The organism is Rhizobium nepotum 39/7, assembly GCF_000949865.1.
GTDB lineage: Bacteria > Pseudomonadota > Alphaproteobacteria > Rhizobiales > Rhizobiaceae > Agrobacterium > Agrobacterium nepotum.
Map to the genome: position 1 here is coordinate 1 of NZ_JWJH01000049.1, position 11,964 is coordinate 11,964.

The 11,964-nt window shown below is 56.5% G+C and carries 16 protein-coding genes and 3 pseudogenes; 9 read left to right on the forward strand and 10 right to left on the reverse strand.

The annotated features are described in order from the left end of the window. Positions 1 to 1,012 (reverse strand): MobQ family relaxase (gene mobQ, locus RS75_RS24235; RefSeq protein ID WP_160297209.1); only part of this gene is annotated, 1,012 nt, incomplete at its 3' end. A gap of 193 nt (positions 1,013 to 1,205) precedes the next feature. On the opposite strand from mobQ, the gene RS75_RS24240 reads away from it, so the two are divergent. Further along, positions 1,206 to 1,442, forward strand: a complete 237-nt coding sequence (locus tag RS75_RS24240; protein ID WP_045025169.1) for a hypothetical protein — start codon at positions 1,206 to 1,208, stop codon at positions 1,440 to 1,442. Next, the gene (locus tag RS75_RS24245) at positions 1,442 to 1,723 is read left to right on the forward strand and encodes a hypothetical protein (RefSeq protein ID WP_045025170.1); all 282 of its coding nucleotides are present in this window, start codon (positions 1,442 to 1,444) and stop codon (positions 1,721 to 1,723) included. The genes RS75_RS24240 and RS75_RS24245 overlap by 1 nt, the downstream gene beginning before the upstream one ends. 75 nt (positions 1,724 to 1,798) lie before the next feature. On the opposite strand, the gene RS75_RS24250 is transcribed toward RS75_RS24245, so the two are convergent. The 5 genes and pseudogenes from RS75_RS24250 to RS75_RS24265 form a co-directional block, all read right to left on the reverse strand. Beyond that, a complete protein-coding gene (locus tag RS75_RS24250; protein ID WP_084687210.1) occupies positions 1,799 to 3,157 on the reverse strand; it encodes a type II toxin-antitoxin system HipA family toxin in 1,359 nt (452 codons plus the stop codon). Then, positions 3,154 to 3,513 carry a helix-turn-helix domain-containing protein gene (locus RS75_RS24255; RefSeq protein ID WP_045025171.1) on the reverse strand — a complete coding sequence of 120 codons (360 nt, stop codon included), beginning with the start codon at positions 3,511 to 3,513 and terminating at the stop codon, positions 3,154 to 3,156. The genes RS75_RS24250 and RS75_RS24255 overlap by 4 nt, the downstream gene beginning before the upstream one ends. A 186-nt stretch (positions 3,514 to 3,699) precedes the next feature. Beyond that, positions 3,700 to 3,943: pseudogene (locus RS75_RS27235) on the reverse strand (phosphoglycerate mutase family protein); the annotation flags it as partial. Next, the gene (locus tag RS75_RS24260; RefSeq protein WP_045025172.1) at positions 3,930 to 4,490 is read right to left on the reverse strand and encodes an AAA family ATPase; all 561 of its coding nucleotides are present in this window, start codon (positions 4,488 to 4,490) and stop codon (positions 3,930 to 3,932) included. The gene RS75_RS24260 and the pseudogene RS75_RS27235, both read right to left, overlap by 14 nt. A gap of 67 nt (positions 4,491 to 4,557) precedes the next feature. Next, on the reverse strand, positions 4,558 to 4,779 hold the full coding sequence (locus RS75_RS24265; RefSeq protein ID WP_045025173.1) for a helix-turn-helix domain-containing protein: 222 nt from the start codon (positions 4,777 to 4,779) through the stop codon (positions 4,558 to 4,560). Between the two features lie 284 nt (positions 4,780 to 5,063). Between RS75_RS24265 and RS75_RS24270 the strand changes: the two genes are divergently transcribed. Continuing rightward, positions 5,064 to 5,693: a hypothetical protein gene (locus tag RS75_RS24270; RefSeq protein WP_152643197.1), complete on the forward strand. Its 630-nt coding sequence runs from the start codon at positions 5,064 to 5,066 to the stop codon at positions 5,691 to 5,693. A gap of 102 nt (positions 5,694 to 5,795) precedes the next feature. Here RS75_RS24270 and RS75_RS27360 read toward each other — a convergent pair whose 3' ends face one another. Beyond that, on the reverse strand, positions 5,796 to 5,924 hold the full coding sequence (locus RS75_RS27360; protein ID WP_267884637.1) for a hypothetical protein: 129 nt from the start codon (positions 5,922 to 5,924) through the stop codon (positions 5,796 to 5,798). Positions 5,925 to 6,048: 124 nt separating this feature from the next. Continuing rightward, positions 6,049 to 6,369, reverse strand: a complete 321-nt coding sequence (locus RS75_RS26535) for a hypothetical protein (protein WP_045025175.1) — start codon at positions 6,367 to 6,369, stop codon at positions 6,049 to 6,051. A gap of 401 nt (positions 6,370 to 6,770) precedes the next feature. On the opposite strand from RS75_RS26535, the gene RS75_RS24280 reads away from it, so the two are divergent. After that, complete coding sequence (locus tag RS75_RS24280) at positions 6,771 to 7,304, forward strand: hypothetical protein (protein ID WP_045025176.1); 534 nt, start codon at positions 6,771 to 6,773, stop codon at positions 7,302 to 7,304. A 300-nt stretch (positions 7,305 to 7,604) separates the two neighbouring features. On the opposite strand, the gene RS75_RS24285 is transcribed toward RS75_RS24280, so the two are convergent. Next, entirely contained in the window at positions 7,605 to 7,898 is a 294-nt protein-coding gene (locus tag RS75_RS24285) for an addiction module antidote protein (RefSeq protein ID WP_045025177.1), read from the reverse strand. Then, a pseudogene (locus tag RS75_RS24290) lies at positions 7,891 to 8,195 on the reverse strand (type II toxin-antitoxin system RelE/ParE family toxin). The gene RS75_RS24285 and the pseudogene RS75_RS24290 overlap by 8 nt, the downstream one beginning before the upstream one ends. Positions 8,196 to 8,571: 376 nt before the next feature. Between RS75_RS24290 and RS75_RS24295 the strand changes: the two are divergent. The 5 genes and pseudogenes from RS75_RS24295 to RS75_RS26035 form a co-directional block, all read left to right on the forward strand. Next, positions 8,572 to 8,823, forward strand: a pseudogene (locus RS75_RS24295) (5-dehydro-4-deoxyglucarate dehydratase); the annotation flags it as partial. Positions 8,824 to 9,183: 360 nt separating this feature from the next. Continuing rightward, positions 9,184 to 9,846: a toxin-activating lysine-acyltransferase gene (locus RS75_RS24300; RefSeq protein WP_052679760.1), complete on the forward strand. Its 663-nt coding sequence runs from the start codon at positions 9,184 to 9,186 to the stop codon at positions 9,844 to 9,846. A 78-nt stretch (positions 9,847 to 9,924) separates the two neighbouring features. Beyond that, positions 9,925 to 10,662, forward strand: a complete 738-nt coding sequence (locus RS75_RS24305) for a hypothetical protein (RefSeq protein ID WP_045025179.1) — start codon at positions 9,925 to 9,927, stop codon at positions 10,660 to 10,662. Beyond that, positions 10,659 to 11,201 carry an alpha/beta hydrolase family protein gene (locus RS75_RS24310; RefSeq protein WP_045025180.1) on the forward strand — a complete coding sequence of 181 codons (543 nt, stop codon included), beginning with the start codon at positions 10,659 to 10,661 and terminating at the stop codon, positions 11,199 to 11,201. Before RS75_RS24305 ends, RS75_RS24310 begins: the two co-directional genes overlap by 4 nt. Positions 11,202 to 11,789: 588 nt before the next feature. Beyond that, on the forward strand, positions 11,790 to 11,964 hold a 175-nt coding region (locus RS75_RS26035), incomplete at its 3' end, for an AbiEi antitoxin N-terminal domain-containing protein (protein ID WP_200893668.1).

Consider the following 11,964-nt stretch of genomic DNA (forward strand, 5'->3'; position numbering starts at 1 on the left):
AGCGTGCCGCCATTCTGGTCGCACTCTCTGCCATCCGATATTCGAGTTCGATCATGCTGGCGGTGGAATAGCGGGCCGGTTCCCGTCTCTGCTCTGACCGCAGCTGAACCAGCTGCGGTGATGCCATGACGGCGGCAAGGGCATTGTGGAAGGCTTGCGTATCGGTGATGTAGCGGCTGAGCGTTCTGGCAATATCGTGACGGGTAAAGACGCTCTGACCTGATGTGATGAGGGCAAGCACCTGTTCGGGACGGCGGCGGATCAGCGCGGCGTTTCGCCGTGCTGCGTCTTCCTCGATACGGCTGCGGGAAACATCGACACCACGCTCCTTCATCTGCGAGGCATGCACGCCCATATGGCCTGTCGGTTGGATGGCAAGGCCGCGGGAGAGATGCGAGCGATGATCGACACGGCGGTCGAGACCGGCGCGCAGCAGATGACGGTTGACGAGATCGGCAAAGGCCTCACGCACCGCTTTCATCTGCATCTGCGAGGTCGGCAGACCGTTGTCGGTCAGCCATCTGTTCTCGCGCTCAATCAGCGTTTTTTGTGCAAGGCCGGTTGCGGTGATCACCCGTGTGGTCATGACCACATGGGCATGGATGTTGCGGCTGTCGCTGTTGCCCTGCGGCACATGGATGGCGAAGTCGACGGCGGCGCCAAAACGATTGGCAAGATCACCGGCAAAGGCGCGGGTCAGCGACAGTCGTTCGGTATCGGTCAATTCATATGGAAGCGCGATCTCGAACTCGCGGGCAACACGGGCATCCGAGCGCCGTTCGGCGGCCTCTGCGGCATTCCAGAGGACCGAGCGATCCAGCGCCCAGCCGGCATCGACGCCATCTGGCAGGACGATCTCCGCGTGGGCGACACCCTGTTTGGCGGTAAAGTCATGGATGATGCCATCGCGCTCGTTGAGGATCCTGCTGGCGGTGCGATAGGCGATGGCGGCCACCGCACTTTTGCCGGCGCTGCGTCCAACCGGTTTTACACTGCAATGGTAGATCGCCATGCCGGTCTCCCGATAAACCACGCCGGCGGAAAGACCGAAGATCGGACCAGAAGCACCGGTACCCGCTCCGGCATGGACCCTTTCCGCAAGGCGGCGGTTTTGCCTGTCATCGGGGCGCCAACTCGTAAGTGCGCCCTTGCTGCTTTCTGTTTAGCGGGTCGTAAGCCATGGCTCCATTGCAGGATTCACCAGGATGCGGTGCGATCTGATCGCCGTTACCGTTGGCTCGATGGCACAGGCAGCGATGGAGACGGTGATGGATGCGGGCAGCTTCGCAAGAACGAAACGACGGTCAGCGACGACGAAGGCATACGGAAATGTTGGCCACGGAACAGGTCGCTACAGGCACAGGCTGGCGGTGCTGATCGATGGTGACAACGTCCCGTCAAAGGTCATGGACGGGCTGTTCGGAATGCGCGGCAGGTGGTGATGGCACGTAAACCGGTTGCCCGTCGCATCGAGGAACTGGAGGCGCGCAGGCGCACTTTGATGGCCCGGCTTGCCGCGCAGGAACGGCGGCTTGAGGTGCGGCGGAAAATGCTGCTGGGCACATTGCTCGCCAGCGAACTGCAGACATCAGCGGATGGACCGGATGCGCAGATGCTGCGGGACTGGATGCGGCGGCAGCTGCCGCAGATGGCGCTCCGCGATGCTGATCGTGCGCTGCTGGTGGAGTTGATCGAGGGAGAAAACCGGGAGGGGAACGGCTGAGCGTTTGACGATCATATGGGGCTTACAGGCAAGCCTGAATACTACCCGAAGCGTGCTCAGCCTCGGGGCCGATGCTCACGGGGCTGATGCGTCGGACACCGGCTTGGAGGCGGGTGTCTTCCGGGCGTCGGGAATAACGATTTCGCGCCGCATTGCGCGGTGAATCTTCAAGGCCTCGCTTTCCGGCATGCCGGCCTTGTCCGCGTAGGTCAGCCAATTATCCAAATGGCTGTGCATGTCGCGGATGATTGCGTCGGCCTTCTTCGGCTTAAGTCCGCAAAACTCGCCGAAGGCGACGAGATCCGATAGCTCGAAATGGTCACGCTTGCCGTTGAGGCTCATCTGATGCTGGTTGGTCCAGGCCCCGCCTGGATTATACGCATAAACGACGTCGTAGGCGGGTGACAGTCGCCACTCGCCTTTGCGGTTCATCAGGAAGGCTATGTTCTTGACGTGATCGTCCTGATTGCGGATCAGCACGTTGAAGGCCGCACGGCGGAACTGCTGTTCGACGTCATAAGCCGGTAAGTCCAGCAGCCGGATCGTCTCGACCGCCTGTTCATAGGAATAGGCGCCGGCCATATTGAAATCATAGTGCCGGAGTGCGGCGAGCGACTGCATATGCAGCTTCTGTCCGCTGGCGCTGCGATCGAAGCGTCGCGTCATGAAGTGCGATCGGCCGCTTTCCTTGTGGATGCGGCATTCACTCATATCGATGCCGGCGGCGGTAGCGAGCAGGTAGAAGGCATATTCGATCACGCCGAAGCCTTGCGGGTCGGCCAGTTCCTTGTCGCTGTTGTTCGAGATTCCGTCGAATTTCATCAGCCAGTAGGTGAAGCCTTCCCCGGCCTTCACCTGACCGGACCGGAACTCACCGGTTTCCTCATTCCAGGCCAGGATCGCCTTGGCGCGCGCGCCGCCCGCCGAGGTGCCGACGCGCAGAATTTCTTCCAGCATCTCCCGGTCGTCGTCCCCTCTGAGAACGCCGGCCAGAGCCTCGCGGTTATTGAGAGCCTGATTGGCAAGCGCGGTTAGGGCGTTGATGTCGACCCGGTTCGACTTGCGCGCGGCTTTGAGCATGGTCGGGTGGAATTCGAGCGCGCCCATGCCGCGTGTACCGATATAGCAAAGGCGTTCGACCGGATTGAAGCTGCTTGCCGTGCGTCCCTGTGCGGCAAGCCAGGTGTCGATCAGGGCGTTACCGAACTTGTCCGGCAGGGAGTCGGCGAGCATTCCCGGCAGTCCCTTGAATGCCTCTTTGGGAAGGGCGGGAAACTCATAGGGGTTAGGGCTGAGCGGCATCATGATCGGCGCCAGCTCCATCGCGCTGCCCACGAAGTCGGGCATATACTGAAAGACGCCGATACCACGATCGGTGAGCCAGCTCACTGCCCCAATATCCTTGCCCCACAATCGAACCGTCGCGTCTGTCATTCCTCGTGGTCCTCACCCCATGCCCATTCCGTCGCTTTCGTCGCGCCCTTGCGGCCGGAAGCGCGTTGGCGCTCGTGACCTTCGCGCTTGACGCGCTCGATCGGCCGGACGTCGGGATCGGGCAGAAAGCCCGTCAGATGATCGGCCAGTCCGAGCGCCGTCAGAACTCGGATGAAGGTGTCGAGCGACGTGTTTTCGCCGGCTTCGAGACGCTTGATGCTGCTGACCGATATGCCGGTTTGTCTCGCCAGATCCGCCTGCGTCAGATTTCGGCTGAGGCGGATTTTCGCTATCCGGTCCCCGATGTCGCGCAGAATTCCTTCGAGTGTCTTAGTGGTCGCCTCACTATGGATCATATTAGCGCCCTTACCAGAAAATATGCCATTAAGGCATCATATATGCTCCCTTATAGAAATTTCCATAAAAATTCTATAAGAGACCATATATAGAACACTATAAGCGATTATTGGTACAAGGGCCTATATATGGTCTATTGCATATAAGTAAGTGAATGTCGGTCAAAGCACTGCTGCACCGTCGTTCGTCTGTCGCACGCGCCCGAGCGGACTGATCTGCATCCGGAAAGGCTGGTCGTCGGTGCAGAGCGCGTCGCGGAGCAGGCGTGCAACTTGATCCGCCTGTTCGATACCGCGCGCGGTCAGCGGTGAATCCTGTTGCCCCCTGAAACCGGCCAGGACAGTTCCAGACAGTTTCGCCGTGACGCAGGAGATAGATTGTCGGCACAGCCACGCTTGTTTCACCTGTCTGTTCGTTATCGATTGCCATCGCTCGTGGCATCAATACGGAAACGTGCCGATTGCAGCGCATTGATGACCGACTGCAGGGCGTGTTCCCTGTCCTTGCCTGACACTGACAGGAGGTGGTGCTTTAAGGCTCCGAGATCTGCAAACTGAGAGTGAAGATCGGCCACGACAGGCGGATCGCTCAGGCTGTCGCCGCCGCGTGCCTGACAGCGTTCGATTGCCTCTGCCACTGTTGTGCGGAGCACGACATAGTGCAGCGGGCATGCGAGTGCCGTGAAAGCCGGGAGCCAGTCCGGTCGCACGACGCCATCGAGAATGACGAAATAGCCATGACTGGCATAGCGACCCGCAACATCGGCGGCGATCTGCATGATCATGCGGTTCTGCTGATGGGATTCGGGAAGCCAGGGATCGATGCGGCCGTGTTTGATGTATCCCCACAGATCATCGCTGTGAACATGAACTTTTGGCACGCCGGGCAGGTGCGCGAGCGTTTCGGCTATTGTTGACTTGCCGGAGCCGGGATGGCCGGAGAGAAGGAGAATATGGCCGCGAAGATCGTCTGTCATGGTCAGGCCTCAGTCCCGGGCGCTGACCCGGTCTATCGTCAACTGCCCGCCGTCAATGTCCATCGTTTCAGGGGTCTGTCTCTGATGCCGGTTTCGCGAAACGAACGCCGACGCCACCGCCGTTCTCGTCAATGAAGGTGAGGCCGGCCTCTTCGAAAGCCAGGCGAATCGCAATCAGGGTTGCAGCGTGTCCTGATTTGCCGGATTCGATACGGGTGATCGTTGCGGCAGTTACTTTTGCCCTCGCTGCCAGATCTCGCACGCCCCACTTAAGGGCTGCCCTAGCCATTCGAATTTGATCATGTGTTATCAAATTATAACCTTGACATAAAAAATGCAAGCCGAGTACTCTCAGAGTTGCTTACGCAACGGCCGAGCAGGTGCTGGAACACCTAACTCGACCTGACCACAATCTAGCTATCTGGAGCTTGGATCATGGCTGATTCTGAGAATAGCAGAACTTTACCTAAAATTTCGTGCGCAAATGAATTCCCGAACGAGACGTTTGTCGACAGGCTGCCAAGTGTGATCAACCGGCGCAATCTTCTGCCGCTGGCAGCGCGGATCCTGCCAATGCTGCTGAACGATCTTCCGTCGCGCACAATTGCCGGACCGGTGCATGCCCGGGAGCTGTGGCCGGACTGGTATGACCGTTACCAGCAACGTCTTGCTGCCGAGCGTGAATGTCGGGATCTTGAGGCGCGGCTGCTGGAAGAGACGGGCGGCCGTCCTTCCGTTGTGATTGCCATCGACGATGGTGGTTCGTCACCCGGGACTGTTTCGTCGTTTGAGGAGATCAGGGAGCTGGCGCCGCGCATCGGCGCTGATGCAGCAGAGAGCGCGCGGCTTGAGCTGCTGAGACTGAGGCGGGCATGGAATGCGGCCGACCGCCGCATCGGCTACAGTGCAGGCCTTGCGAAGGCGCAGGATCTGGCCCGGTTTGAAGGCATCGCCGGGCGTGTGCTGATTTCGCTGCAGCCCTATTACATCCACGACATTGCCGCCAAGCTTCACTGCATGCTGGTGATGTATGATCCGGAGCTTCGCAATGAAGAGACCCCGTGGCCGGAGCTGCGCCGGATGCTGCGCGAGCTGATCCAGCCATACTGGTCGGTGATCGAGCCGCAGTCGCGTATCCGCCTGCTGAGGCCGAAGACGCGCGCGAGGCGGTCGCAGGTGGAAACGGACAGGATTGCCGTGTGAGCGATGCCTGCGCAGGCTTTGAGGGCACGGCAGCGGTCTGTGGTGCCAAGGTGTCGTTCTGGGCCTTCAGCGTCCTTCGACGCCCCCAGGTACACAGGCGGCCTATCTGGCGAACGTCGTCACCAGATAAGCGGATGCCAGAAGCAGACTGACGATCGTGAAGAATATGAGAGCTGCCGCCAGTTCATCAAACCTGCCATCGCGTTCATTGCGGTTCCAGTCGTAAGCCATAGCCAACCTCCATCGTTGCTGTGAGAGAAGGGTGGTCCCGTATGGTTAATGAAATCCTAAAACCAGAAGGCCGAATGTTGCCGGTATGAAGTGCCGTTGACGGTCGGAAGATGCGTAGCGGGCGTCAGCCGGCAGGTTCGGCGATGCTGATTTCGGTCTTGCTGTCGAGGATGATATGCAGGTCCCGGATCATGCCGGCGGCCTGCAGCAGGGCATTTCGCACGTCTTCATCGCTGCGCCATCCTCGTTCGATCGACAGAGCGATGGTGTGGATGTCGACGACACTGTCACGGCCGGGACCGGACGGAATTCCGATCGTTTCGCGCATGTCGCGGATTGTCGTCACTGCCCGTTCGAGCATACGCCGTTTCTGCGAGGCGTCGAGGTGATCGAGCCTGTTGGCGTCACGGACGAGTTCGGCAATGAAACTGTTGGTCAGGGTCATAGTAAGAGGTTGCCGGGTCGGCTGACGGGGGTCAATGGAAGTCCGACGAGGTGAGCTGCGGGCCCCGAAGTTGACGCCAGGCTGTGACGCCGATGCATCACCGGCGTGGATACTGAGGCGAGCTATTTAACTGCATTATTCTTATTTTATCATAGTATTGATGAACGTTTTAGAAGTAAAATATGAGGACTGCATCGTGCTGCCTTGTTTTTTCGAATGGCCGAGTGCCGAATGCCGAGTGCAGAAATCTGGTGGTTGCGTTCCGTTTGTGCACAATGAGATTATCGATGCGGAGATTGCCGGAAAGCAAACGTCGATCAGTCTGCTACTCTCGGGGGATCGATTGGCGTGGGGTTGTCTACAGCGACAAAATGGCGGTGAGATCAAAACGGAGTGACGATATGAAAAACGGAGCGTGGACGTTCCGGCGTCTGTGCCTCAAGGTATCGACAATCAGCTCCTTTGCCGTATTTTTGAGTTTCGGGGAAGCCGCGGCCACGCCGGCGGATATGACAGTGGAGCGCCTTCTCGATCTCTGTGAAGTGTCCACCGTGCAAGAAGCGATGGTGAACGGCGACAAACTCGATTGGCAGCGTCTGTCCAATGCCGACATTGAGGAGTGGCGTCGCAGCTTCGTCGGTTATAATGGCGGTTCGGTTGATGTCGTGGGGTGGCGACATGAGAGGGAAGGCGGCGCGGAGTTATTGTCGTTCTGGATTGCCGCTGGTCCCAATGGACACAAGGCGTGCGCCTTTACCACGCCAAGGCCTGCCGGTTTCATGGATGCGTTATCGGAGCGGCTTGGAGCGCCAGACAATCTCGACAAGAATGATGCGATAAATAGCGTAACCGCACTGTGGAAGCGGGGCGTGGTCGATTATTCCTTTGTTCAGGTCGGGGCGTCTGCCGTCATCAACATAAGCTCAAGTCGATGAGATAATGGGAATGCGTTGGCAGCCCTGACGACCCAATACGCTGGAGAAAATCCGTTCCAGCTTTTACGAGCAAAACAATATCCCCTCTTCCTGAAGAAACTATATCGGCTTTGAAGTCTGGAGCTGTTGAAGGAGCGACCAGACAACCATGAAAACCAGGCTGCCTATCGATTTTACGAGAGCATATGCGAGGTCAGGCAAAACGCTTGCCGTTGTCGCAACGAGAGACAATGCTGAACCTTTTGATCCCGGGTGCTTTGTCAGTAGCTTGTTTTTGCCGCACGTATGCGGACCACCGTGTTACTGCGCGGCATGGGCCTTGGCGGTAACGTCAACACCGAGTGCTCTCATAACGGCCAACGTCGTTTTGAGCGTTGGGTTACCGCGCTCGCTGAACGATCGGTAAAGCTGTTCGCGAGACAGGCCTGTTTTGCGCGAGATTTCGGTCATCCCTTTAGCACGCGCGACGACGCCGAGCGCCTTTGCAACATAGGCTGCATCGCCGGTTTCGAAGGCGTCGGCCATGAACGCGGCGATTTCTTCATCATCGACCAAAGCGGCAGCAGGATCATAGGTGGTCAGTTTTTCAGTCATCTTTTTCGCTCCATTCCTTGGCGAGTTTATGCGCGGCGGCAATATCACGGGCTTGCGATCCTTTGTCGCCACCGCATAAAAGCACGATGAGAACATTGCCCCGTCTCTGAAAATAGACGCGATAGCCGGGGCCATAGTGTATTCGCAATTCACTGACGCCTTCACCAACCGGCTCGACGTCTCCCTGCAAGCCTTCAGCCAGCCGCATCAATCGCGCCGCAATGATAGTCCTCGCTCGTTTGTCCCTTAGACGGGTTTCCATCTGGCGAAAACCGCCGTCTGCTTTAGCTCGATCATGAGATGCACCGTAGTCTACAAACTACATTTTTGCAAGTTTTAGAGGAGAATTGATGACCTTAAAAAAGCGTAGCTGGCCACGCTTGTCCGACTCGAACGTAGCAGGCAGGAGCGCCCCACTCGGCCGGGCAGCGACGTCCACGACCAGCATCTCGCGGTGTTGGCGGCTTACACCGACGTGCTGTTCGTTGATAAGCGCACCCTTGAGGACTTCCGGAGGGTCAAGTCAAAGGAGCCCGAGCTGAGCGGGCTGTTCGGCACCGTGACGAGGGCCAGCGTATTCGAGACCATTGCTGACTGACGGGCAGTCCGATTGTTCGACAGGCCGGATTGAAGGGAAGGCTGGAGAGCTGTTCGTCATTCGCATCCGCCACGGCCGGGTCTCGCTGTGGAGTTCTATAAGGCACTGCGTGCAGGTGAGCGTGCCAAGTGCGAGAAGATCCTGATCGACTTCTTCTATCCGTTCATGGCGATCTGTAACCGTGCCAAGGGATATGCCGTCTCGGCCATCAAGTCAGGTGTGCGCCTGCAGGGCTTCGACGCCGGCCCGGTTCGTTCTCCCTTACAGGATCTGTCGTCAGAGGAAACTTCAATGATGGAAAAGCTTATAGGCAACATGAAGCGTTGAAGAATATAGGCGTGGTGCTGGCAAGTTGCCGCATCACGTCAATCTCTGCTGCGGTTCAGCGAGAGGACTAAATGGTTCGGACGGACTGCTGCATCGCGGGTGATATCCAATCACGTCACCGGCTAAACGCTTTAGCCGCCGTCTCTGCAGAGTTAAAGCGACGAAGTGTCTTGCTGTTACCGCTATTCGGGCACGTCGATGTTCTCACCGATAGTATTATGATTTCAGGAATATAAGTTCTCGAAACGTCCAGTCTGCGGTTCGATCTTCATCAAGGCGCGCATACTTACAAGCTTCCATACTCGGACCGCCTCAATCAACACCCATTATTGCAATCCGGTTTGGTGATAAACATACAACTTGAAATCGAAATTCGATCTGATAGCTTCCGAAGTTGTGAAGGGTATCAACGCTTTGTGGGCGGTATTGCGGGGGCAGTATGACGGTTTTTTTGAGGACGAGTCTCAGCAGAAGGCTACATCCGATGCAGTAAACGACGATGTGATCCAAAAACTTTTACAAGCAAAAGGGCAAATTTTTTCTGTTTTTGGACAAGTCGTATTCGCACTTAGTTCCGTTCCCCGTTATCGCAGCCAGAACTTGGCCGATCTCGGTCATTTGGTCATCGATCCGCTCAGCCACGATCGCATCGTAATCGTATCGAAGAAAATGGAAGATGGAGCTGAACAGGCGGGTTTGGCACCAAACGCTATCGCAATTTGGGCAAGCGTGAGTGCAGATGTTGATGCAAAGATCGTTGAGCAGGTTAAGGCGGGGATTTTTCCAATACGCTTGAAGCCTGCTGATTGGAACAGTGGTGAAATCGTGTGGTTGCTAGACGTTATCGCACCGACGCGAGAGCTCGCTACCGCCGTGCTTTCGAATTTCCACACAGTTGCCAAGCAGAACCAGATAAAGGTTCATCCTCTTATAGGACGTTTGGTTGATAGCGACGTTTTACGCAGTCTTATCGCAAAATCTGATGACAAAAAGACGCTCCCAGCCGAGCAGCCCGTCAACTGATTTCTGAATGCCACTTTGTGTTCTCACGCGACTTTAAATCTGCGGAAATGCCACATTTATTTTGATCTGAAGTTTGGCTTGGAGGCCGAGTTTCGTTGGCCAGCATTTATTCTGCGGAACTGGTATCCGATGCAGCTATTTGGAATTCTATGGAAAATTCCGTTTTTATTCGTTCTGCTGTTGCTGGGCGGTTGCGATGACAGTTGGTCGTGGCATCAAAAGCTGACGGTTACGGTTGAGACCCCGTCGGGTCCAAAATCCGCGTCCAGTGTGATGACGGCCAATTTGGAGCACAGAAAGGGTGGGCTGTTTATACCTCGGGAAGCAACTGGCGCGTTTTTCAAGCTTGAGGGTGAAGCAGTTGTTTTAGAGGTCGTGCCGGGTAAGTATTTATTTGTCCTGCTGACGGATCTGAGGAGACCCTATGGGCTTTTTTTCCCAGGAGAGGCTCCGCTCGACGTTGCTCCGAAATTGGAACGCATGTCAAAACCGGCAACGGCCACGCTCACCAGATCCGACTACCCGTTGTTGGTGACCTTCACCGATATCAACGATCCGAAGACAGTGAAGAGAGTAAATCCCGACAATCTCGCAGAATTCTTCGGTTCAGGCACTTCGCTTATCTCGATCACCTTATCGATTACCAGGGAACAGGTGACGGAAGGGAAAATCGAAGATGTGCTCGGGTGGTTAAAAGAAGAGGGTGAAAAGAATCCCACCCTACTTCCAAATCCTCCGTATCTAAGAAAAGACGCGACCGATCCCGACATGCAGTATTTGACAGTAAGTTCATTTTCGACGGAGCTATATAAATGAGCATTTCTCAAGAGCTTATCCTCGCAATACTCTCCATGGATTCCTATAATCGTGACTATGCCGCCGGTATGTTAATTTCCGGTGAGAAAGTTGGCACGGCAGAAGTAGTCGACCGCAGTGCGATCGGTGTCACGGCAGATGATTATCAGCGCTGGCAGGATTCCGGATTTTATGCCGTCGCATACAATCTGAATGGGCAGACGGTAATTTCTTACCGCGGTACGGACAATACCGAAATTTTCGATAGCGCTAGCGACCTCTGGAACGGATGGACCCTCGGGGGCGGTTATGGAGAAGCCTCGCAGGCAACCCTGGCGCTGGACTTTTACAAGCAGGTGATGGGGCACTCTGCGTTTGACGATACGGGTGCGCAGCCAATCCTCACGGGACATTCGCTGGGCGGTGGTCTCGCGGGGTTTGTATCGTTTATCTCCGGAGCCACAGGTGTCGGTTTCGATCACATGCCGTTTGGCGAGGGAGCTATGGCGGCGATTGCCACAGAGTTGGCGCGGCGCACCGGCCTGTTCGACCCAGTCTAAAGGGAAGAATGACAAACAGGCAGTCTGGCTTCGGCATCGCAGCCTTGTATCGGAGGCCCTTGGCTCTCTTTGGCGTGGACTTCCAATAATCATGGCTGATAATTCCAATCGCCAAGGAATTGGAAACGGTCTGTATGAACGTCTGCAGCGATCGATGCGGTGATCCAGCCTGTTCTGACGGGAACGCGCTCCCCATAGCGCCGAAGTGAGCGGCAGGACAGGAGTGCGTCTTGCTGCGAAGGGATAAAAACGGAGGCGTGCTTGCGGGTCTTCGGCGTCAACAACCATGAAAGCGCCCGCCGCATCTTTGGCGAGGTCTGGGTCGTATGGCCTGTCTTGTTCTTCCATGTCCCTACGCCTTACCGAGGCGGTCTACCGTGACACCACGGCGTTCGCCAACGCGAGCCTGCCGTTGTCCGGCATCAATATCAGATCCGACAGGATCCCTTTGATGGCTTACCGCAGCAGGTGTTGCTGTGCCTCACTCGGGTAGAGGATTGCCATCTGTCGCTTTTGCTCAGTTTGGTTGAGTATTTGGAATATTTTTCAAACTTGAAAATGGTTTGAGAGTCATTTAATATACTCAGCATGACTGAGCAATCTGCATCACTGTTAAACCGGCTTGAGAAAGACCTTCCCGAAGGGCTGGTCGTGGATGCCGCTTGGCTGCAAGAGCGCGGTATCGCCAGCAATTTGCGCGCCTACTACGTCAAGGCCGGTTGGCTGGAGCAGCCGGTGCGTAGCGTCTACAAAAGGCCGCGCG

Coding starts and splice junctions, on each gene's coding strand:
- RS75_RS24240 (WP_045025169.1), top strand. CDS start 1,206: ATGCGGTGCGATCTGATCGCCGTTACCGTTGGCTCGATGGCACAGGCA.
- RS75_RS24245 (WP_045025170.1), top strand. CDS start 1,442: ATGGCACGTAAACCGGTTGCCCGTCGCATCGAGGAACTGGAGGCGCGC.
- RS75_RS24250 (WP_084687210.1), bottom strand. CDS start 3,157: ATGACAGACGCGACGGTTCGATTGTGGGGCAAGGATATTGGGGCAGTG.
- RS75_RS24255 (WP_045025171.1), bottom strand. CDS start 3,513: ATGATCCATAGTGAGGCGACCACTAAGACACTCGAAGGAATTCTGCGC.
- RS75_RS24260 (WP_045025172.1), bottom strand. CDS start 4,490: ATGACAGACGATCTTCGCGGCCATATTCTCCTTCTCTCCGGCCATCCC.
- RS75_RS24265 (WP_045025173.1), bottom strand. CDS start 4,779: ATGGCTAGGGCAGCCCTTAAGTGGGGCGTGCGAGATCTGGCAGCGAGG.
- RS75_RS24270 (WP_152643197.1), top strand. CDS start 5,064: ATGCTGCTGAACGATCTTCCGTCGCGCACAATTGCCGGACCGGTGCAT.
- RS75_RS27360 (WP_267884637.1), bottom strand. CDS start 5,924: ATGGCTTACGACTGGAACCGCAATGAACGCGATGGCAGGTTTGATGAA.
- RS75_RS26535 (WP_045025175.1), bottom strand. CDS start 6,369: ATGACCCTGACCAACAGTTTCATTGCCGAACTCGTCCGTGACGCCAAC.
- RS75_RS24280 (WP_045025176.1), top strand. CDS start 6,771: ATGAAAAACGGAGCGTGGACGTTCCGGCGTCTGTGCCTCAAGGTATCG.
- RS75_RS24285 (WP_045025177.1), bottom strand. CDS start 7,898: ATGACTGAAAAACTGACCACCTATGATCCTGCTGCCGCTTTGGTCGAT.
- RS75_RS24310 (WP_045025180.1), top strand. CDS start 10,659: ATGAGCATTTCTCAAGAGCTTATCCTCGCAATACTCTCCATGGATTCC.